The sequence below is a fragment of the Serratia sp. CoH_122_TC_1 genome, from assembly GCF_058191755.1.
In genome coordinates, this window is the sequence record NZ_JBXWLA010000008.1 from 167334 (window position 1) to 188449 (window position 21116).

A 21116-nucleotide genomic window follows, 5' to 3' on the forward strand; every position below is an offset into this window, starting at 1 on the left:
ACTCGTAAAGGTTTATCTCCATGTCACGCTTACCATTGCCATTAATGGTTGCCGCCATAATGGCTCCACAAGTGCTCGAAACACTCTATAGTCCGGCACTCACGGCAATCCGTGCCGATTTCAACGTCAGCGCTGCTCAGGCCAGCCAGACGCTGTCGATCTATTTCTTTGCTTTTGCCTTAGGCGTTGCCTTCTGGGGGGTGATGTGCGATCGGCTCGGCCGCAGAATGACAATGCTTGCAGGGCTGTCGTTCTATCTTGGCGGTGCCGTTATGGCGCTGTTGAGCAACGATTTCACGCTGCTATTGGCCGCCCGTGCCACCATCGCGTTTGGTGCAGCAGTCGGTTCCATCGTAACGCAAACCATGTTGCGAGATGTTTACCAGGGGCATGCTCTAGGGAAAATCTTTGCCACCCTCGGTATTGCCCTCTCTGTCAGTCCGGTGTTGGGCATGTTGGCGGGGGGAATATTGGTCAACTGGGGTGGCAGTATGGCGATATTCGCCGCTCAATGGGTGCTGGCTCTGGTGCTGTTGATTTGGTGTTGGGCCGCACTGCCGGAAACACAGTCGGCAGACTCCTCGACGGTTTCTTCGGCAAGCAGCGGCTGGATTATCCTGCGGGACCGACATATCTGGTCTTGCGCGTTATTAGTGGCGGGCTTCAATGTCATGGTGTTCAGCTACTTCAGCCTGGCCCCCTTTATGTTCGAACGATTGGGGCTGAGCAGCCAGCAGTTTGGTTACTCGGGCATTGTTCTGGCACTGGGCAGCCTGCTCGGGGCGCTGGTGAACCGTCATCTGTTAGCCAGGGGCATCGGCGCTGAACGTCAGATCCTGATGGGCAGTCTGTTAGCATTCGGCGCCGCACTGGCTTTATGTTACTGGCAAGACAGCCTGATGATGCTGCTACCCAGCATGTTGATCACCCTGGCTTTCGGGTTGGCGATCCCCAACGTATTGAGCCAGGCGCTGAATAACTACCGACAGCAATTGGGCACCGCCGGCGCAATTTTTGGCCTGCTCTACTACCTGCTGATTGGTGTCGGGCTCTCTCTGGCTGCCCTTGGGCAAGACCTGGCAACGACACTGCTGGTGTGCAGCCTGCTGTGTCTGAGCTGTGCAGGCTGCCTGTTAGCGTCGCTTAACCAGAAAGCTGCTCCATAGTCTGCAGAATACGTTTGTCAGAGATAGGGTAAGGTGTCCCCAGCTGTTGAGCGAACAAGCTCACGCGCAGCTCTTCAATCATCCAGCGTACCTCTTTCACCTCATCATCCTGCTGTCGCTTCGGCGGCAGCTTGTTCAGCCACTGTTGCCAAGCCTGCTGTACCTGTTCCACCCGCAGCATCTGTGCACGATCGCGGTGTGGATCGACAGCCAACTTCTCCAGGCGACGCTCAATCGCCTGCAGATAACGCAGCGTATCCGGCAAACGCTTCCAGCCGTTGTTGGTCACAAAACCGCGATACACCAAGCCACCGAGCTGAGCTTTAATATCCGACAGCGCCAGTGCCAACGATATATCCACCCGGCCTTTCAACCTTTTGTTGATGTTAAACACCGCCGTCAGGATTTGCTCAACCTGCTTAGCGACCCCAACCACGGTTTCGTTCAGTTCGCCACGCACCAATTCCTGCAGGCGGGCAAAGTTTTCCTCCTGCCACACCGGCCCGCCATGTTCTGCGATCAGTTTGTCGATGCCACACGAAATGCAGTCGTCGATCAGATCCAACACTTTGCCGTAGGGGTTGAAGTACAACCCCAACTTGGCTTTGTTAGGCAGTTTTTCATGCAGATATTTGATTGGTGAAGGAATATTCAGTAACAGTAAGCGGCGAGTACCCTGCCACATTGCTTGCTGTTGCTCTTGTTCGCTGTCGAACAGGCGGATCGCTACGCTGTCTTTTTCGTCCACCAGCGCCGGATAGGCTTTCATCGAATAGCCGCCGCGTTTCTGCTCATAAAACGCCGGCAATGTACCAAAGCTCCAAATGTGCAGATTGCTTTGTTCCAACCCGTCGTCCGCCACCGCAGATAGCGTCTCTTGCACTTTGTCCTTCAGTTGTAATTTCAGCGCCGTCAGATTTTTTCCTTCGAGCAGGGTTTTGTGTTTTTCACCCACCACCCGGAACGTCATCTTAAGGTGATCGGGCACCTGATCCCATTGCCAATCATCACGTGACACCGTCACACCTGTCATGCGACGGAGTTCGCGTTCTAACGCATCAAGCAACGGCAATTCCAACGCAGTCACTCGCCCAAGGAAGGCTTCTGCGTAATTGGGTGCCGGTACAAAGTTGCGGCGGACGGGTTTGGGTAACGACTTAATCAAGGCAATCACCAATTCACGGCGAACGCCCGGAATTTGCCATTCAAACCCCTTTTCTTCTACCTGGTTCAAAATGGGCAACGGAATATGCACCGTAACGCCGTCGGCGTCGGTACCCGGCTCAAACTGGTATGTCAGACGCAGTTTGAGATTGCCTTGGTACCACGTGTTTGGATAATCCAGCGCGCTGACCTTATTGGCGCCATCCTTGATCAGCATCTCTTTTTCAAAGTTGAGCAGATCCGCATTCTGCTTACTGGCGTTTTTCCACCAATGGTCAAAATGGCGCCCGGACACCACATCATTCGGGATGCGCTGGTCATAGAAACTGAACAGGGTTTCGTCATCCACCAGAATGTCACGGCGACGCGATTTATGTTCCAGCTCTTCCACTTCTGCTCGCAGCTTCAGGTTGGCGCTAAAGAACGCATGGCGCGTTTGCCAGTCGCCCTCCACCAACGCATGACGGATAAACAACTCACGACACAATAAAGGATCGATGGTGCTGTAGTTCACCGCGCGCGCGGCAACAATCGGCAAGCCGAACAGCGTCACTTTCTCACTGGCCATGACCGCTCCCTGGGATTTCGACCAGTGCGGTTCACTGTAGCTATGCTTCACCAAATGCTGAGCCAGCGGCTCTATCCACTCCGGCTCAATCCGCGCGGCAATTCGCCCCCACAGGCGGCTGGTTTCCACCAGTTCGGCCACCATGGTCCATTTCGGTGGTTTTTTGAACAGTCCTGAGCCAGGGAAGATCGAGAAACGTGCGTTGCGGGCGCCGGTGAACTCCTGTTTGTCGGCATCTTTCTGACCGATATGTGACAGCAAGCCGGTCAACAGCGCGGTGTGCACGCTGCGATAATCGGAAGGCTCACTGTTCACCGGCAGCCCCAATTCTTTCACCACCTGGCGCAATTGGGTGTAAATATCTTGCCATTCACGTACCCGCAGGTAGTTCAGGAAGTCATTGCGGCATAGCCGGCGGAACTGACTGGAAGAGTGTTCTTTTTGCTGCTCTTTCAGCCAGTCCCACAGATTCACGTAGGCCAGGAAGTCAGAGTCTTTATCAGCGAAGCGGCGATGTTTTTCGTCCGACGCCTGCTGTTTGTCCATTGGCCGTTCACGCGGATCCTGAATAGACAGTGCCGCGGTGATGATCATCACCTCGCGCACGCTGCCGCTTTTTTGTGCCTCCAGAACCATACGCGCTAACCGGGGATCAATGGGTAACTGTGCCAATTGACGCCCTTGCGGGGTGAGCTGGTAATGGCCGTTTTCCGCTGTTTTAATCGCCCCCAGTTCTTCCAGTAGGCGCACGCCATCCAGAATATTACGCTTGTCCGGGGCCTCCACGAACGGGAAAGCGGCGATATCGCCCAACCCGAGTGAGGTCATCTGCAGGATGACCGACGCCAGGTTGGTACGTAAGATCTCCGGATCGGTAAACTCAGGCCGTGACAGGAAGTCTTGCTCCGCATACAGGCGAATACAAATACCGTCCGATACACGCCCACAGCGGCCTTTACGTTGGTTAGCCGACGCTTGCGACACCGGTTCGATCGGCAAACGCTGCACCTTGGTGCGGAAACTGTAGCGGCTGATACGGGCGGTACCCGGATCAATGACGTACTTGATACCCGGAACGGTCAGTGAGGTTTCTGCCACGTTGGTCGCCAGCACAATACGCCGGCCGTGGTGCGACTGAAATACTCGGTTCTGTTCGCTGTTCGACAGCCGAGCATAGAGGGGCAAGACTTCGGTATGTGGCAGATTCAGACGGTTCAGCGCGTCGGCGGTGTCGCGGATTTCGCGCTCACCGCTCATAAAGATCAGGATATCCCCCGGCCCTTCGCGGCCGAGCTCATCTACCGCATCGAAAATCGCCTGCAGTTGATCGCGATCGGTATCATCGGCGTCATCCACGACGGGACGATAACGTACCTCCACCGGGTACGTACGGCCGGAGACTTCGATAATCGGCGCATTATTAAAATGGCGCGAAAATCGCTGCGGATCGATAGTGGCGGAGGTGATGATAACTTTAAGATCTGGCCGCTTAGGCAACAATTCACGCAAGTAACCGAGGATAAAATCGATATTCAGGCTACGTTCATGCGCCTCATCGATGATCAACGTATCGTACTGCATCAGCAGCCGATCCTGTTGGATCTCTGCCAACAGGATGCCGTCGGTCATCAGCTTGACCAGGGTATTTTCCCCAACCTGATCGTTAAAACGCACCTTATAACCGACACTGCCACCCAACGGCGTTTCCAGCTCGTCGGCAATGCGGTTAGCGACGGTACGTGCCGCCAAACGCCGTGGCTGGGTGTGACCAATCAACCCCTTCACCCCGCGCCCAAGTTCCAGACAGATCTTCGGTAACTGGGTGGTTTTCCCCGAGCCGGTTTCACCGGCGACAATCACCACTTGATGATCGCGGATGGCCTGCAGAATATCCTGCTTTTTCTGGCTGACCGGCAGATTTTCCGGGTAGGTGATTTTCGGGCATGTCGCCGCACGCGACTGCACTTTACGCAGCGCGGTGGTTATGTCACTTTCGATTTCAACGGCCGCCGCCAACTGAGCATCGGTATTTTTGATTTTTCGTGCGCCTTGCAGGCGACGTTGCAGGCGTTGTTGATCACGGAGCATCAGCTCGCCCAGTTGGGCAGACAATGCCGCGAGCGGAGATTTCACGTTCGGTATTCCTTGTTTCATCGCTGCTGTATCAAGCGTTAGCAACGGTATAATGATGTTTTAGCCATTTTTCAGCGTTAGCCGCGCAGAATATCACAAGCCGCTTTCTCCCCATAATCCCGCTGTTTATGTCTCAACAGGTTATTCAATAAAATCGAACAAAGGTCTCGAAATATTGCGCTATCACTGATGAAAAAATGTGAATAGAGTGTACTGCATGCAAGGGACGCTTCGTCCTGATGTCACTGTCATAACGTAAGGAATTAACGATGAGCAAAGTATTGGTTCTCAAATCAAGCATCCTGGCGGGCTATTCTCAGTCAAACCAACTGGCCGATTTCTTCGTTGAACAGTGGGCCAATACCCATGGCAACGACACCATCACCGTGCGTGACTTGGCTGCACAGCCAATTCCGGTGCTGGACGGTGAGCTGGTTGGCGCGCTGCGCCCTTCTGATGCGCCGTTGACTCCGCGTCAAATCGAAGCACTGGCGCTGTCCGATGAGCTGATCGCTGAGTTGCAGGCCAATGACACTATCGTTATGGCAGCACCGATGTACAACTTCAACATCCCAACCCAGTTGAAAAACTATTTCGACCTGATTGCCCGTGCCGGCGTCACTTTCCGCTACACCGAAAATGGCCCTGAAGGCTTGGTAAAAGGTAAACGTGCCATCATCCTGACCAGCCGCGGTGGCATTCACAAAGGTACGCCAACTGACCTGGTAGAACCTTACCTGCGTCTGTTCCTGGGCTTTATCGGTATCACTGACGTTGAGTTCGTGTTCGCGGAAGGCATCGCCTACGGCCCAGACGTCGCGACCAAAGCACAAGCCGATGCCAAGGCTGTACTGGCACAGGTTGTTGCCGCCTGATGACCCACACAGGGGCGTTATGCCCCTGCGAAGTCGCAACGGAAAGCCCCAAGTCCTGTCACACCTGCATTACCCTCATAAAAATCCAATGCTGTATTTTATTGCGCGCCTGATGGCGCGCTTTTTTTTATTTCTTCAGCCACTGACCGTTAATGCCACGTACATACTCCCCTGCGGGTGCACGCGACACCAGTTTCTGCCCGGCCATACGCGCCACATCGTCGATGGCGATATGGTTACCATCCGCAACTTGCTGGTATTTCTCAGTGCGCCCGGCATTGATACTTTTCACCAACGTCAGCGTTTCGGCATCCTGCTTCACCGGTGCGATATAACCGCTGAGCGTTTCCCCTACGCGCCCCTGCAGCTTGGCTTCATCCAGTGTCAGTGCCATCGCCATGCTGCTGAACAACCAACCGGCGCCAATCAAGCCTAAGTAACGTTTTTTCATGTTGGCTCCTAGAATAAACCGCTTTGGTCTTTCAGCAGATTTTCGACGTCTTTATCCACTTTGATGTGAATTTCATGTTCGATCTTCACATTCATGTTGATGGTGATCGGATCTTTAGGTGTAGCGACCTCGATGCGCGGCACGCAGCCGCTCAGCATAGACGTGCTCAGCACGGCAACCAGTAAAGGTCCGCTAATAATTTTCATGGTTGTTCCCCTGGTTTTGAGAGGGCCTGCTCAAGCCACTCCTGTAAATTGTCGCCAAAGCGCAAACTGCGCCAAAGCTGAAACACGTTTTCTTGATGGCTATAGTTCAGGATAACCTCCCGCTTGGCGCTTTTTTGCGGATTGACGCCGTCAATTCGGGCTTTCAGCGTCAACTCACCGAGGTTGTCGAGATCAACGCGGGCCTGTGAGCGGTTGATCTCCATATAGCGCAGCCAATCAATCGCCGCACCGGTCGCCAGATTGTTGCTGCCAATCGCATCGGCCATGTCTTTGTCCAGCCGCAGCGTCAACATGCCCGAATTGGCGATCCAACCGTTATGCACCAACCATTTGGGGTGATTCAGATACAGCGGTAATTCACCGTTAACCCGCCCGGACATCGCAAACTGTTTTGGCTTCAGGGCGGTAAACAACGCGCTGAGGTCAACTTTGTCTAATTTCAATACGGCGGCGTCATGCTGCGGCATTCTCAGCGCCGACAGGCTGATATGCCCATTCAAGGCGTCCATGCCGACATTGCTCAACGTCAGAGGGGCTTGATCGCTGTAAGGATAGGTGCCTTGAAGATCGGCAGTGATGTTCTGCACTTCAAACAGGTTACTGAATGATTTGATGCGCAGCATCACCGGTCGCTTGGCACCCAACTGCCACAAATGGTTTTTCAGCCGGTACGACATGACGAAATCCAGACCGCTCATCTCACCGTCTTTCAACCACATACCGCCATTTTTCACCACCCAATGGCCCCCCGCCTCAAAGCCTTGTTCCCGAGCGGCGGAAAATGCAGATTGAGCGTAAAACTCACCATCGCGCAGTTTGATATTCAGATCGGGCGAAATCAGTGGCTGGAACACGTTCAGCGGCTGTTTAGGCCACCAGCCTTCACCACGTAAACGCTCACCGTCCCAGCGGCCACGTAACGCGATGGGCCCTATTTGCTCAGCCTGCAACTTGCCCTGTAACTGGAAACTGTCCGGCGTCTTGCCCTGCAGTTGCAGTGACAGCACGGGCGCGGGCAGGTAACCACCCTGAGTGAAGTTCACCTTGCCCGAGACCAGTTGCAGCTCACCGTTGAACGCGGGATTTTGCTCATCACGCTGCCATCGCAGCGGCTGGCTGAGACTCAGGCGCGGCGCATCTACCGTCACGATGCTGTACTTCAACTGGTCAAAACCGGTAGAAAGGCGATCGAGAGTCAGTGTACTGTCCTGCCAACTGCCGCTGCCGGCGACGTCCCAGGCGGCTTGTAACGGTGGCAATTGCCCATTGCCCCAGTAGCGCCATTGCCAGTTACCGTGATCTGGCCAAAAGTCCTGCGCTTTGCCATCCAGATGCAGCTTGAAACGGCCCCAGTAACTGTCACTGGCGTTAATAATGGCCTGCAAACGCCCCGTAATACCGGCAGCAGTGACTTTTACGCCAGCCAGCGGCAAACGAGCCTCTTCCAGCTTCATTTCTGGCGTAGCGCTCCCCCACAGGCGTAACAACGCCCCTGGCTGTAATACCAGCGTCGGGTTGAGGATAGTGCCGCTGATAATGCCGGGAATCGAGGCGGTCATCGAGAAGTCGGCCAGATTCGCCTGTCCGGTCAGTTGGAAGCGCAGATTACTGTCGATCAGCCCGATTTTACCCGGCCCCAACGTCAACACCGCATTGCCTTTGCCATTGTGACCGTCGGTGATAACGTTCAAACGAGCGCTGATCTGGGTTTCATCAAACCCTTTGCTCCAATCGTGCAGTGCAATGCTCACCCCGCCGTTAAGCGGCTGCTGGCTGTATGGCCAGTGCCACTCACCCTGCGTAATACTGACCTGCTGTGGATTGATTTCCCACGGCAATGTTGCCAAAGGTTTGTCTTCACCCTTTTCCGTCAGCGTCAGCACACCCTGTTGCTGTTGCCAGCGCATATCCAACAGCAACGGCTTTTTCAGGTAACCGGTCTGCATTTCGCCCTGTAGGGCCCCCTGAGCCGGGATGCTGTCCAAATCCAGCGGAATGGCGATTTTCCCCGTTAGATGCAACGGCTGCGGGCTGTTTGGTGCAGACAATGTCAGGTCGTTGAGTGTCAATTGTTGATGCGGGTCCAACAACGCGTCAACGCTGATGTTTGGCCCTTGATACTGTAAACGCTGGCCCTCTGCGGAGGAATGGACCTGCAGTTTTCCGGCATAGTATTGCCATGGGGTCACTGCGAGATTCTTGATGGTGATATCCAATAGCGGCAATTGCTTTTGCAATTGATCTAACGCCAGTGGCGCACTGCTGGCGTCACCGGGAGGCAATTTTGATAAACAGGCGGTATCGATAGTCAGCGTGTCGCTGACCAGTTGCCAACGCCCTTGATGATAAGCCAAGCGTGTCGGTCCGACGGCGGCAAGTAAGCAGTCCTGCGCTAAAAAACGGGCGCCATCCAACTGCAATGCCCCTTGTTGCCACTGCAGTTTGCCCTGCAAAACCAACTGGCTACCTTGCGGCAACCAGTGAGAAAGCACGCGGGGTAGCCAGCGCGGCAATGTTTGCCATAGCGCCAGCAGCAGGATCAACGTACTAACCACAATCCCTATGAATACTTTCAATCGCTTAGTCATTAAATGATTGCTTCATTCCTGAGTGAGGCACTCTTTTTCGGACCCAAGGCCGTTTAGGGTAAGTCTATGCCTGAATTAGCAATAATGATGGCATGAATTTGACATAGGGTGAAGCCGAGGCCGACGAAGATACCCCGTACAGGCACTTTTACAGGCATTGATACGGAGCCTGTAAGCTTTAGTTACATATTCACCGCATGTATATGACCTGTTTCAGACTTTTGTTATTGTCGTTACATTTGATCATTAATAGTCTTGCAATCATTCTAACAAAAGTCAGCTGCTAGCTAACTATACTAGAGAAGCCATTCCCCACTCCCCCGTGGGGATTTTTTTTATCCTCTGCTCAGCAACGTCCCTTACCCTCCTGCACACACTGAATATCCTGCCTGTTTCAGCGTCGCCAGCTACCTTTATTGATACAGCTTCACCTGATGACCCATACCACTTTTTAGCGTTACCGACATGGGCTAACCAATTGTAGAATTTACCAAAATCTGTTAAATTGATCACAAAATCACGCGGGAGAAACCACGATGAAATTGGCGATATACAGCACCAAACAGTATGACCGTAAATATCTCGAACTGGTGAATCAGCAGTTTGGCTTCGAGCTGGAGTTCTTTGACTTCTTGCTTAGTAAAAAAACCGCCAAAAACGCCGCCGGCTGTAAAGCTATCTGCATCTTCGTCAACGACGACGGTAGCCGTGAAGTCCTTGAAGAGCTGGCGGCATTAGGCGTCGAAATCCTGGCGCTGCGCTGTGCGGGCTTCAACAATGTGGATTTGGATGCCGCCAAAGAATTGGGCATCAAGGTGGTGCGCGTACCGGCCTATTCACCCGAAGCCGTTGCTGAGCATGCGGTAGGGATGATGATGTGCCTTAACCGCCGTATTCACCGCGCCTACCAACGCACCCGTGATGCCAATTTCTCGCTCGAAGGGCTGATTGGGTTCAATATGCATAACCGCACTGCCGGGGTCATCGGCACCGGTAAAATTGGCGTCGCCACCATGCGTATCCTGAAAGGGTTCGGCATGAAACTGTTGGCTTATGACCCATACCCAAGCGATGAGGCTCTGGAATTGGGTGCAGAATACGTCGATCTGAAAACGCTGTACGCACAGTCTGACGTGATCACCCTGCACTGCCCGCTAACGCCGGAAAATCACCACCTGCTGAACACCGACGCTTTTTCAGCCATGAAAGATGGCGTGATGATCATCAACACCAGCCGTGGCGGTCTGATTGATTCATCAGCAGCGATTGATGCGTTGAAACAGCAAAAAATCGGCGCTCTCGGTATGGACGTGTATGAGAACGAACGTGACTTGTTCTTCGAAGACAAATCCAATGACGTGATTCAGGACGATATTTTCCGCCGTCTGTCAGCCTGCCACAACGTGCTGTTTACCGGTCATCAGGCTTTCCTGACGGAGGAGGCGCTGACCAGCATATCGGAAACCACGTTACAAAACGTGAACCTGTTGGATCGCGGCGAGAACTGCCCTAACCAGCTCAATGCCTGATTTTTATACCCTGGATAATTGGCGTTGCGTCGAGGCGGCAAGCCTGTAAATCCCCGGGAGCCTGGTCAACCAGGTGACCGGGGTGAGCAGACGCAGCCAACAAAGAGGCAGTTTCAAGTATGACGGGTTTAGCAAGGAGAGCCGATGAACAAGCCTATCTTGGTGGCGTTAACGGTGCTGCTGTTAGCCGGGTGTGGAATGAATCAGAAAAGTAAGACGGTGACAGAAAGCGATCTGTTGCATCATCACTTTGTGCTGCAAAGTGTCGACGGTATAGCGGTGACGCCAGGGCACGGCAATGGGCCTAATATCGAGTTCGGTGAAACAATGCACGTTTCCGGTGCCATGTGTAACCGCTTCTTCGGCAATGGCCAATTGCAAGACGGCGTATTGACGGTGCAAGGCCTGGCCTCTACCCGCATGCTGTGCACCGATCCGCAGCTCAACCAGTGGGACGCAATGATCGGCGACGTGCTGAGCAACGGGGCAAAAGTCACCCTCAGCGCACAGCAGTTAACGCTGAGCGGCGGTGACCATACCCTGATTTATAAACTGCGCGATTGGGTGCAGTGATCCCTGTGCACCAGGCTGCCCGGCGGCCTGGTGCGCTTTTACGTTAGCCGGCGCTCGCGCAGGCGCCCCGGCCCAACGTGGATTCTTCGCACTGTTTGCCATTCGGCATCTGACACATTCTGATCGCCTCGCCGTTCAAGTTGTGGGTCACGGTAGTGACGCCGCCAACGATGGCGCAGTTTGCGCTAGTCTGTAAGCTATTGATTCTTGCACTGTTGCCTTGTTGGACTGGTTCTTCATTCTTGCTGCTGCAGGCTGCCAAAAGCAATACGGCACTGGCCAGCACCCATTTAGATGTTGTCATTATTCCACTCCTGAACCCGGAACTTCGCTGTGTAAAATCGCCATTGCTGATAACTCGCATCACTTTATTGCGGACGCGTTTTGTTATCTTTGATGCAAACCTATTTAATCTAGCCTGATATATAAATAATGAAAATATATTCCTGCAATTATTTGGCGTTTATTTGAACAGCGCAGTGATTATTATGGTTACCGGGTTTTTCCGTCTTGTCGGCAGCGCAGATGTCGAACCCTCAGTGCGAGGCCCGAGAGCGGGTTAACCTTGGGCGAATTGAGGGGACGGTTGAGGACCTGCAGGCGATTTCAGCTACGCCGAATGGCACAAAACGCAGGCGAGAAAACAGTGCTGATGTTGCTGACAGATGCAGGTGAAACACTGCCGAGAGAAAAGCAATGATTATAATCAATCCATTATTTTCAGTTATTTATTACTGCAATTTTCAGCCAGCGCCGCTGAATGTCACGCTGGCTATTTTTATGTTGGAATAAGGATCAATGCGCGGCAGTTTTTGACAGTAAATTAATCACCAGTACCCCGGCAATAATTAATCCCATGCCAAGTACAGCAGGCAGATCCAGCTTTTGTTGATAAACAAATACTGCCGCAATCGACACCAGAACAATGCCCATGCCCGACCAGATAGCATAAACAATCCCCAATGGCATGGTTTTCACCACCATTGACAGCCCCCAGAAAGCCACACCGTAACCAATCACGACCACCAGTGACGGCCATAGGCGGGTAAAGCCCTCAGAGGCTTTCAGCATGGTTGTCGCGATCACTTCTGCAACAATTGCCATGGCCAAATACATAAATCCACTCATCGTTTTTTCTTCTGTAAGTTTGCCGTTTTACCAGTATGACGTGCCGGAAATAAATTGTCGTTAAACAAGCATGACAATTCTCCATCACAGAACGGTCTCAATTCAAGAAATATCCGTTTACACCGATTTTTGTCGATTTATCGTCCGCCACACAAACGCGATAAAGAGCCAATATATCCCTCTGCTAGACTTTTGTTAATTATTGCAAGAGGTGACTCCTGCAGCTTTTTGAGCAATGAAAGGTAAAGTCGATGATTACTACAGATGGTAATAACGCAGTCGCTTCCGTCGCCTATCGCGCCAGCGAAGTGATTGCCATCTACCCAATCACCCCCAGTTCGACCATGGCAGAGCAAGCCGATGCCTGGTCCGGTGACGGCCGCCAGAATATCTGGGGAGACGTACCGCGAGTGGTGGAAATGCAGTCCGAAGGCGGCGCTATCGCCACGGTACACGGGGCGTTACAAACCGGTGCGCTGTCGACGTCGTTTACCTCATCGCAGGGCCTGCTGTTGATGATCCCGACGCTGTACAAATTGGCCGGCGAACTGACGCCCTTTGTACTGCACGTCGCCGCCAGGACGATTGCAACTCACGCGCTGTCAATTTTCGGTGACCATTCAGACGTCATGGCCGTACGCCAAACGGGGTGCGCCATGCTGTGTGCCAGCAATGTGCAGGAAGCGCAGGACTTTGCGTTAATTTCTCAAACCGCCACCCTCAACAGCCGCCTGCCATTTATTCATTTTTTTGATGGTTTCCGTACCTCGCATGAAATCAACAAGATCATACCGCTGAGCGACGACGTTCTGCGCCAAATGCTGCCACAGGATGCGATTGATGCACATCGCAGCCGCGCCCTGTCGCCAGACCACCCCGTGGTACGCGGCACCTCCGCCAATCCGGACACGTATTTCCAGTCGCGTGAAGCCACCAACCCTTGGTACAACGCCGCGTGTCAGCATGTGATTGATGCCATGGACACATTCGCCCAAATTACCGGGCGGAAATACCAACCTTTTGAATATTATGGCCACCCGCAGGCCGAACGCGTGGTGATCCTGATGGGTTCTGCTATCGGCACCTGCGAAGAAGCGATCGACGCCCTGCTGACCCGTGGTGAAAAAGTCGGCGTGTTGAAAGTCCGGTTGTTCCGGCCATTTTCCGCGCAGCATCTGCTCAGCGTTCTGCCGGAGAGCGCAAAAAAAATCGCCGTACTGGATCGCACCAAAGAGCCGGGGGCATTAGCGGAGCCGCTCTATCTGGACGTGATGACCGCGCTGGCCGAAGCCTTCAGCCGTGGTGAACGTGCCAGTATGCCAATGGTCATTGGAGGCCGTTACGGGTTGTCCTCAAAGGAGTTCGGGCCAGACTGTGCATTGGCGGTATTTAACGAACTGGCATTGGAAAAACCGCGTCCGCGCTTTACCGTCGGCATTTTCGATGATGTCACCGGCCTTTCTCTGCCACTCAGTGAAGACCCCCTACCGCAGCGTGCTTCGTTGGAGGCACTGTTCTACGGCTTGGGCAGCGACGGCTCCGTATCCGCCACCAAGAACAACATAAAAATCATCGGCAACAGCACACCGATGTACGCGCAGGGCTATTTCGTTTACGACTCTAAAAAGGCCGGCGGCCTGACAGTGTCACACCTGCGCGTCAGCGAGCACCCGATCAACTCGGCCTATCTGGTCAGCCGCGCCGACTTTGTAGGCTGCCACCAGTTGCAATTTATCGATACCTACCAGATGGCGGAACGCTTGAAACCAGGGGGTATCTTCCTGCTCAATACTCCATACGGTGCCGAAGAGGCCTGGTCACGTCTGCCGCAGGAAGTGCAGGCGGTGCTGCTGCAACGTCAGGCGCGTTTTTACATTATCAACGCGGCAAAATTGGCGCGTGAATGCCGGCTCGGTGCGCGTATCAATACCGTGATGCAGATGGCGTTCTTCCACCTGACCCAGATCCTGCCAAGCGACGTCGCGCTGCAGCAATTGCAGGACGCCATCGCCCGCAGCTACAGCAGCAAAGGTCAGGACATTGTTGAACGTAACTGGCAGGCGCTGGCCGCCACGCTCGACGCACTGGTTGAAATCCCGCTGCAGCCGGTTAACGACAATAGCCCAATGCGCCCTCCCGTGGTCTCCGACGCGGCACCCGACTTTGTCAAAACCGTGACTGCCGCGATGTTGGCCGGACTGGGTGATGCACTGCCGGTGTCGGCCTTCCCGCCTGACGGTACCTGGCCGGTTGGCACCACCCAGTGGGAAAAACGCAATATCGCCGAAGATATCCCCATTTGGCAGCCGGATCTGTGCACCCAATGCAACCACTGCGTGGCCGCCTGCCCGCACTCCGCGATTCGCGCTAAAGTGGTACAACCGGAAGCGATGGAACATGCTCCTGCCTCACTGCAATCGCTAGATGTGAAGGCACGCGATATGCGTGGCCAGAAATACGTCCTGCAGGTAGCCCCGGAAGACTGCACCGGCTGTAATCTGTGCGTTGAGGTGTGCCCGGCGAAAGATCGCCAGAACCCGGACATCAAAGCGATCAACATGGCGCCGCGCCTGGAGCATTTGGCTGAGGAAAAAGCGCATTACGACTTCTTCCTGCAACTGCCGGAGATCGATCCTGCACAGCTCGAACGGATCGACATTCGCACGTCGCAGCTGATCTCACCGCTGTTCGAATATTCCGGTGCCTGTTCCGGCTGTGGCGAAACGCCGTACATTAAGCTCTTGACCCAACTTTATGGCGATCGACTACTGATTGCCAACGCCACCGGCTGCTCATCTATTTACGGTGGCAACTTGCCTACCACCCCTTACACCACCAATGCCGAAGGCCGCGGCCCTGCCTGGGCCAACTCGCTATTTGAGGATAATGCAGAGTTTGGTCTCGGTTTCCGATTGACGGTCGATCAGCATCGCAGCCGCGTGTTGCGTCTGTTGAACAGCCTGGCACCGCAGTTGCCGGCACAGTTGGTTAATGCCCTGCAGATGGATGATATCGCTCCGGAACCTCGCCGCCAGCAGATTGCTGAACTGCGCAGTCTGCTGATGCAGATTGAAGGTAACGACGCACGCCAGCTGGCGACCGACGCCGATTATCTGGTGGACAAATCTATCTGGCTGATTGGCGGCGATGGCTGGGCTTACGACATCGGATTCGGTGGGTTGGATCACGTCCTCAGCCTGACCGAGAACGTCAACGTACTGGTGCTGGATACCCAATGCTATTCCAATACCGGCGGTCAGCAGTCGAAGGCCACCCCACTGGGCGCCGTCACCAAGTTCGGCGAGCACGGCAAGCGTAAGGCACGTAAGGACTTAGGCGTCAGCATGATGATGTACGGCCACGTGTATGTCGCGCAAATCTCGCTGGGTGCGCAGCTCAACCAGACGGTGAAAGCGATTCAGGAAGCCGAGGCCTATCCGGGCCCGTCCCTGATTATCGCCTACAGTCCTTGTGAAGAGCACGGTTACGATCTGGCACTCAGCCACGATCAAATGAAGCAGTTGACCGCCACTGGCTTCTGGCCGTTGTATCGCTTCGATCCGCGTCGTGCAGATGAAGGTAAAGCAGCACTGGCACTGGACTCACGGCCACCCAACAGCAACCTGACCGAAACCCTGCTCAAAGAGCAGCGCTTCCGCCGCCTGAACTCACAGCAGCCGGAAGTCGCCAGCGCGTTGTATCAGGCCGCCGAGAAAGAGCTGAAGGAAAAGTACGACTTCCTCAGTCTACTGGCCGGTAAAGGAGAAAAAACCTCCGCTGAGTAAATCATTGGGGCGCGACCGGTTCGCGCCCCGCTTCCAGCCAGCTTTGCCGCTGCGCCTCTTTCACCGCACCGCGTACGTAACTGCTTTTGCCCTGCCATTGCCTGACGTCAAATTGCGCTTTTTCAATCACCGTTTGATAGCGTTTGGTTTTCAGCATGCTGTCGGTTTGGATCAGCAGCGGAACAAGACGAACCCCGACCCGATCCAGACTCGGATAAGGCCACGGGTGCGCCGCATCAACATAAGGCGCCATAAAATCCAGCGCAGCCAATAATGAGCTGCCCTGTTCTGTAGGGTAATGCCAGAGATCGATGCCCTGTCGCTGTGCCAAACCCGCCATCAGGACCAAGGCTTGCAGATTAAAGTAACTGTAGTGAAACGAACGAGTACGCAGCAGTTCCTGCGGTTGCGTCCCGTTGACGGCAAGCTGCACATCCAGCTTATGCTGCATCAAAACGGCCATATCACGCACCACGTCGTCACGCCCGAGCCAGGCAGCAATGCCCGCTACCTGCACGGTATACCAACTGCCGTGATTATTCTTTGCGGCGCCCTCCTGTTTACCGGCTGGGCTGTGTAACAACCAGTCAAGGTAACGGGCAAACCATTGCCGCATCTGGCTTTCATCTTGCGCCGTCCACCCCGGAGTCTGTTGCAGCAATAACAGGCTGTCGACAATGCGAATGGCAAAATAGCGCCCATCGAGAATGCCATTACCGCGCCCGCTGTCGCGGCCCGGAATACCCTGAGCGTAGTTGAGGTTTGGGTTCATCCGCGTTGATGGATCGATGAACCAGGTACGGATCAGCCTAATCGCCCGATCGCTGTAACGTTGCTGACCGGAGAAATACCCCGCCAATGCCAGTGTTTGTACCCGCTGGGTGAACTCTGCCAGCCGCACGCCATCACTCTGTTCATTTTTACTGGCCGGGTTCACCTGCCCATCGCGACGAACCCAAGGCAACCCATTGGGTTTACTCGCATCCGGCCACCAATAGGCCCCCAGGCTCAGGTAGTCATGCCTGTCTCCGCTCGGCGGGGTCAGGCCTTTATCAGTGACGCTGAGCAACGGCTTTCGCAGTGCGCTGTCAGCATCACGTATCAGGCGTTGATAGTTGGCATCCCCCTGAGTCTGTGCTTTTACCTGTGACAACTGCGGCTGCTGCAAGAAAATACAGCACTCAACGGCGTTAGCGGCAAAAGGCGTCAGGCAAAGCAAGAGGGCTGCACGCAGGCAGGTACGTATCATCAGGCAGGTACCCCATTATGATCATGAGTGACTGAGAGTATCCTGCCCGGTTTTGTGTGTCCCGACAGATAAAAAACGTTTCTGAGCGTAAAAACGCACGGACACTGGCGCTTGTGAGCCACCCCCTAAAACTTTTCCGAGAGGATCATCTTGCCCAACAAGGAGATAACTGACGATCGTCTCGCCCCTGACTTTCTTTATGGTTGTAATGGCTAAAATTCGATTATACTGTATATAAAAACAGTATAGAGAAATGCACCATGAAACACTTTTTACCCACACCAACCCCAGAGAAACAGCGCATTCCGCTTTACGCCGATAATGTCCCGGCTGGCTTTCCCAGCCCCGCGCAAGACTACATACACGCACGGATTGACCTCAACGAATACTGCATTAGCCACCCTTCGGCGACGTACTTTCTGATCGCTTCCGGAGAAAGCATGATCGAAGCCGGGATCACCGACGGATCCATGCTGGTGGTTGATCGAAGCATTGGCGCCTGCCACGGCGATATCGTGATCGCCAGCATCGCAGGCGAGTTCACCGTTAAGCGCCTGTGTCTGCATCCTGTCGCGCAGCTTGAGCCGATGAATCCGAAGTTCCGGCCAATACCGCTGCGGGATGACAACGACGAGCAGAATATCGTCGGCGTGGTCGTTTCAACCATCACGAGGCTGAAATAATGTACGCCCTGGCCGACGTGAACAGTTTTTATGCGAGTTGTGAAATACTGTGGCGCCCAGACCTCCGTGGGCGGCCCGTTGTTGTGCTGTCTAACAACGACGGCTGTGTGGTGGCGCAGAGTAAAGAGGCTAAAGCCCTGGGCCTGAAAACAGGTGCGCCCTACTTCAAAATAAAGCATGATTTTGAACGTGCAGGCGGTATCGCATTCAGCAGCAACTATGAGCTGTACGCCGATATGTCGATGCGAGTGATGGCCGTGCTCGAAGAAATGGCCCCCCGTGTTGAAATTTACTCCATTGACGAAAGCTTCCTTGATCTTGCCGGCGTACAAAATTGTGTCGATTTGACAACGTTCGGGCACCAGGTTCGCGACCGCGTTTTGCAATGTACCGGCCTCACCGTCGGTGTCGGTATTGCCCAGACCAAGACGCTGGCAAAACTGGCGAACTTCGCAGCGAAAAAATGGGAACAAACCCGCGGTGTGGTTGATCTTTCCAACCTGGAGCGGCAGCGAAAATTAATGGCAAAAGTGCCGGTAATAGAAGTCTGGGGTATCGGGCGACGCTTAACCAAAGAGCTGCAGAATATGGGGATCAAAACCGCACTGCAATTGGCGGATGCCAGCACCACAATGATCCGCAAGCATTTCAGCGTGGTAATTGAACGCACAGTGCGTGAACTGCGCGGTGAACCCTGCTTGTCGCTCGAGGAGTTTGCCCCAACCAAACAGCAGATCATTTGCAGCAGATCATTTGGTGAACGCGTCACCGAATATGGTGATATGCATCAGGCAATCTGTATGCATGCTTCCCGCGCGGCAGAAAAACTGCGTGCAGAGCACCAATATTGCCGGAATATCAACGCATGGGTTAAAACCAGCCCCTTCTCGGCCAACGAAAAGTATTATGGCAACACCGCGAGCATCATGCTCAGTACACCAACGCAAGATACGCGCGACATCATCGCAGCAGCGATTCGGTGCCTTGATAAAATTTGGCAGCCCGGCCACCGCTATCTAAAAGCCGGCGTTATGCTGCAAGACTTTTACTCGCAAGGCGTAGCTCAGTTAGACCTGTTCGATGAATATCAGCCACGCCCCAACAGCGAACGTTTGATGGCCGCCCTGGACAAAATCAATCAGTCCGGGCATTCAGGGGTGTGGTTTGCCGGACAAGGAAACCAGCAAACATGGTCAATGAAGCGTGAGTTTCTCTCTCCGGCTTACACCACACGGGTGGAAGATTTACCGCGTGCTCGCGTGTACTGAAAATCGGCAATCAGCCTTTGCGGCCAAGAGCGTATGGATGAAATACCCAATCAGCCCATAGAATGCTAAACTCGCTGCCTAAAACGTCATGCCCATAGTGCCCCCAATTGAGAACGAGCACGATTTAATGTCAGAAAATCAAACCATTAGCCAAAAAGAGCAGTACAATCTCAACAAGTTGCAAAAGCGTCTGCGTCGTAACGTGGGCCAAGCGATCGCCGATTTCAACATGATTGAAGAAGGTGACCGTATCATGGTCTGCCTGTCCGGTGGCAAAGACAGCTACACCATGCTGGAGATCCTGCGTAATCTGCAGCAGAGCGCACCGGTCAACTTCTCACTGATTGCGGTAAACCTCGACCAAAAACAGCCTGGTTTCCCCGAGCATATTCTGCCAGCCTATCTGGAAAGCCTGGGTGTGGAATACAAGATCGTTGAGGAAAATACCTACAGCATCGTCAAAGACAAAATTCCCGAAGGCAAAACCACCTGTTCGCTGTGTTCACGCCTGCGCCGCGGGATCCTTTACCGCACCGCCACCGAACTGGGCGCGACCAAAATTGCCCTTGGCCACCACCGTGACGACATTCTGCAAACGTTGTTCCTCAACATGTTCTATGGCGGTAAGCTGAAAGGCATGCCACCGAAACTGATGAGCGACGATGGCAAGCACGTGGTCATTCGCCCGCTGGCTTATTGCCGTGAAAAAGACATTGAGCGTTTCTCGATCGCCAAGGCATTCCCGATTATTCCATGTAACCTGTGTGGTTCGCAGCCTAACCTGCAACGCCAGGTCATTGGCGATATGTTGCGTGACTGGGATAAACGTTACCCGGGCCGTCTGGAAACCATGTTCAGCGCAACGCAGAACGTCGTGACCTCGCACCTGAGTGACTTTAACCTGTTTGATTTTAAAGGCATTCATCACGGTAGTGAGGTTGTTGACGGCGGGGATTTGGCCTTTGACCGCGAAGACCTCCCCATGCAACCGATCGGCTGGCAACCGGAAGATGCGGATGACGCCACCCCGGTGCGTTTAGACGTTCTCGAAATTAAGTAAGTCGATATACCGCCCGCACTCTGCGGGCGGTTCCTTTCCTTCCCCGTTTTTGATCCCGCTCGCAATTTCAGCAGAATTCGTCGGACAGTGCGGTTTTTATCCTATACTGTGTTTTTATACAGCAATCAGGAGATTACCGATGAACATCACCCCCTGCTTATCCCACGTTTCTCTCGGCAGCAATAATTTTGAAGCCGCAGCTGATTTTTACGATCGCACGCTTGCCGCATTAGGCTGCCGACGGGTGTTAGAACATCCTGGTGCTATTGGCTATGGGCGTGATTATCCGGAGTTCTGGTTGCAGATCCCGATCGACGGTAAACCGGCGACAACCGGTAACGGTCTGCATGTGGGATTTTTCGCCACCAGCAAACAACAGGTTGATGATTTCTACCGCCAGGCGCTGCAGGCCGGCGCAAAAGATGAAGGTGCTCCCGGCTCACGACCGCATTATGGTGAGGCCTACTATGGCTGCTTTGTGCGCGATCTGGACGGGCACAAGATCGAGGCCAGTTTTTGGGATGAGAGTGCCGCCTGACGGGGAAAATGACAGACAAAAAAATGCCGGTGATTAAACCGGCATCGTATGAATCAATGTGCTATGCAGTAATTCTAAATATAAGAAAGTAAGACAATTATGGAGCACAACGCCCATCGCTTGACGTTGCA

At 53.9% G+C, this 21116-nt stretch carries 16 protein-coding genes; 9 read left to right on the plus strand and 7 right to left on the minus strand.

Going from position 1 to position 21116, the window contains the following annotated elements:
- The first annotated feature begins 20 nt into the window (after positions 1–20).
- A complete protein-coding gene (locus AC2FC2_RS12380; RefSeq protein WP_490659305.1) occupies positions 21–1166 on the plus strand; it encodes an MFS transporter in 1146 nt (381 codons plus the stop codon).
- Here the strand turns inward: AC2FC2_RS12380 and hrpA are convergent.
- Complete coding sequence (gene hrpA, locus AC2FC2_RS12385; protein WP_490659306.1) at positions 1144–5031, minus strand: ATP-dependent RNA helicase HrpA; 3888 nt, start codon at positions 5029–5031, stop codon at positions 1144–1146. The two genes, AC2FC2_RS12380 and hrpA, sit on opposite strands and share 23 nt — an antisense overlap.
- Before the next feature lie 269 nt (positions 5032–5300).
- Between hrpA and azoR the strand changes: the two genes are divergently transcribed.
- On the plus strand, positions 5301–5906 hold the full coding sequence (azoR, locus tag AC2FC2_RS12390; RefSeq protein WP_037415646.1) for an FMN-dependent NADH-azoreductase: 606 nt from the start codon (positions 5301–5303) through the stop codon (positions 5904–5906).
- 127 nt (positions 5907–6033) lie between these two features.
- Here azoR and AC2FC2_RS12395 read toward each other — a convergent pair whose 3' ends face one another.
- From AC2FC2_RS12395 to AC2FC2_RS12405, 3 genes are read right to left on the minus strand one after another with little or no spacing between them, the layout of a single operon-like run.
- Positions 6034–6357: a YdbL family probable chaperone protein gene (locus AC2FC2_RS12395; protein WP_209633702.1), complete on the minus strand. Its 324-nt coding sequence runs from the start codon at positions 6355–6357 to the stop codon at positions 6034–6036.
- An 8-nt stretch (positions 6358–6365) separates the two neighbouring features.
- Entirely contained in the window at positions 6366–6563 is a 198-nt protein-coding gene (locus AC2FC2_RS12400) for a YnbE family lipoprotein (RefSeq protein ID WP_209633704.1), read from the minus strand.
- A complete protein-coding gene (locus AC2FC2_RS12405) occupies positions 6560–9172 on the minus strand; it encodes a YdbH family protein (RefSeq protein WP_490659307.1) in 2613 nt (870 codons plus the stop codon). Before AC2FC2_RS12405 ends, AC2FC2_RS12400 begins: the two co-directional genes overlap by 4 nt.
- A gap of 536 nt (positions 9173–9708) precedes the next feature.
- Between AC2FC2_RS12405 and AC2FC2_RS12410 the strand changes: the two genes are divergently transcribed.
- Together AC2FC2_RS12410 and hslJ are read left to right on the plus strand one after the other, a co-directional pair.
- On the plus strand, positions 9709–10701 hold the full coding sequence (locus AC2FC2_RS12410; RefSeq protein WP_209633709.1) for a 2-hydroxyacid dehydrogenase: 993 nt from the start codon (positions 9709–9711) through the stop codon (positions 10699–10701).
- A gap of 144 nt (positions 10702–10845) precedes the next feature.
- The gene (hslJ, locus tag AC2FC2_RS12415; protein ID WP_490659308.1) at positions 10846–11274 is read left to right on the plus strand and encodes a heat shock protein HslJ; all 429 of its coding nucleotides are present in this window, start codon (positions 10846–10848) and stop codon (positions 11272–11274) included.
- 43 nt (positions 11275–11317) lie between these two features.
- On the opposite strand, the gene AC2FC2_RS12420 is transcribed toward hslJ, so the two are convergent.
- Together AC2FC2_RS12420 and AC2FC2_RS12425 are read right to left on the minus strand one after the other, a co-directional pair.
- Positions 11318–11578, minus strand: a complete 261-nt coding sequence (locus AC2FC2_RS12420) for a DUF333 domain-containing protein (protein ID WP_209633713.1) — start codon at positions 11576–11578, stop codon at positions 11318–11320.
- Positions 11579–12069: 491 nt separating this feature from the next.
- Entirely contained in the window at positions 12070–12402 is a 333-nt protein-coding gene (locus tag AC2FC2_RS12425; protein ID WP_209633715.1) for an SMR family transporter, read from the minus strand.
- Positions 12403–12653: 251 nt separating this feature from the next.
- Here AC2FC2_RS12425 and nifJ point away from each other — a divergent pair, with 251 nt between their 5' ends.
- Entirely contained in the window at positions 12654–16187 is a 3534-nt protein-coding gene (gene nifJ, locus AC2FC2_RS12430) for a pyruvate:ferredoxin (flavodoxin) oxidoreductase (RefSeq protein ID WP_490659309.1), read from the plus strand.
- A gap of 1 nt (position 16188) precedes the next feature.
- On the opposite strand, the gene AC2FC2_RS12435 is transcribed toward nifJ, so the two are convergent.
- On the minus strand, positions 16189–17433 hold the full coding sequence (locus AC2FC2_RS12435) for an alginate lyase family protein (RefSeq protein WP_265554177.1): 1245 nt from the start codon (positions 17431–17433) through the stop codon (positions 16189–16191).
- 263 nt (positions 17434–17696) lie between these two features.
- On the opposite strand from AC2FC2_RS12435, the gene umuD reads away from it, so the two are divergent.
- The 4 genes from umuD (at position 17697) to AC2FC2_RS12455 (ending at position 20985) form a co-directional block, all read left to right on the plus strand.
- Positions 17697–18119: a translesion error-prone DNA polymerase V autoproteolytic subunit gene (gene umuD, locus AC2FC2_RS12440; protein ID WP_209633720.1), complete on the plus strand. Its 423-nt coding sequence runs from the start codon at positions 17697–17699 to the stop codon at positions 18117–18119.
- Positions 18119–19387 (plus strand): translesion error-prone DNA polymerase V subunit UmuC, encoded by a 1269-nt coding sequence (umuC, locus tag AC2FC2_RS12445; protein ID WP_490659310.1) that lies wholly within the window; start codon positions 18119–18121, stop codon positions 19385–19387. The genes umuD and umuC overlap by 1 nt, the downstream gene beginning before the upstream one ends.
- 127 nt (positions 19388–19514) lie before the next feature.
- Complete coding sequence (gene ttcA / locus AC2FC2_RS12450; RefSeq protein ID WP_209633724.1) at positions 19515–20447, plus strand: tRNA 2-thiocytidine(32) synthetase TtcA; 933 nt, start codon at positions 19515–19517, stop codon at positions 20445–20447.
- A 139-nt stretch (positions 20448–20586) separates the two neighbouring features.
- Positions 20587–20985, plus strand: a complete 399-nt coding sequence (locus AC2FC2_RS12455; RefSeq protein ID WP_209633726.1) for a VOC family protein — start codon at positions 20587–20589, stop codon at positions 20983–20985.
- The last annotated feature ends 131 nt before the right edge of the window (positions 20986–21116 follow it).

What these genes read in the sequence shown, in the direction of transcription:
- AC2FC2_RS12380 (WP_490659305.1), top strand. Translation starts at nt 21, where the DNA reads ATGTCACGCTTACCATTGCCATTAATGGTTGCCGCCATAATGGCTCCA.
- azoR (WP_037415646.1), top strand. Translation starts at nt 5,301, where the DNA reads ATGAGCAAAGTATTGGTTCTCAAATCAAGCATCCTGGCGGGCTATTCT.
- AC2FC2_RS12395 (WP_209633702.1), bottom strand. Translation starts at nt 6,357, where the DNA reads ATGAAAAAACGTTACTTAGGCTTGATTGGCGCCGGTTGGTTGTTCAGC.
- AC2FC2_RS12400 (WP_209633704.1), bottom strand. Translation starts at nt 6,563, where the DNA reads ATGAAAATTATTAGCGGACCTTTACTGGTTGCCGTGCTGAGCACGTCT.
- AC2FC2_RS12405 (WP_490659307.1), bottom strand. Translation starts at nt 9,172, where the DNA reads ATGACTAAGCGATTGAAAGTATTCATAGGGATTGTGGTTAGTACGTTG.
- AC2FC2_RS12410 (WP_209633709.1), top strand. Translation starts at nt 9,709, where the DNA reads ATGAAATTGGCGATATACAGCACCAAACAGTATGACCGTAAATATCTC.
- hslJ (WP_490659308.1), top strand. Translation starts at nt 10,846, where the DNA reads ATGAACAAGCCTATCTTGGTGGCGTTAACGGTGCTGCTGTTAGCCGGG.
- AC2FC2_RS12420 (WP_209633713.1), bottom strand. Translation starts at nt 11,578, where the DNA reads ATGACAACATCTAAATGGGTGCTGGCCAGTGCCGTATTGCTTTTGGCA.
- AC2FC2_RS12425 (WP_209633715.1), bottom strand. Translation starts at nt 12,402, where the DNA reads ATGAGTGGATTTATGTATTTGGCCATGGCAATTGTTGCAGAAGTGATC.
- nifJ (WP_490659309.1), top strand. Translation starts at nt 12,654, where the DNA reads ATGATTACTACAGATGGTAATAACGCAGTCGCTTCCGTCGCCTATCGC.
- umuD (WP_209633720.1), top strand. Translation starts at nt 17,697, where the DNA reads ATGAAACACTTTTTACCCACACCAACCCCAGAGAAACAGCGCATTCCG.
- umuC (WP_490659310.1), top strand. Translation starts at nt 18,119, where the DNA reads ATGTACGCCCTGGCCGACGTGAACAGTTTTTATGCGAGTTGTGAAATA.
- ttcA (WP_209633724.1), top strand. Translation starts at nt 19,515, where the DNA reads ATGTCAGAAAATCAAACCATTAGCCAAAAAGAGCAGTACAATCTCAAC.
- AC2FC2_RS12455 (WP_209633726.1), top strand. Translation starts at nt 20,587, where the DNA reads ATGAACATCACCCCCTGCTTATCCCACGTTTCTCTCGGCAGCAATAAT.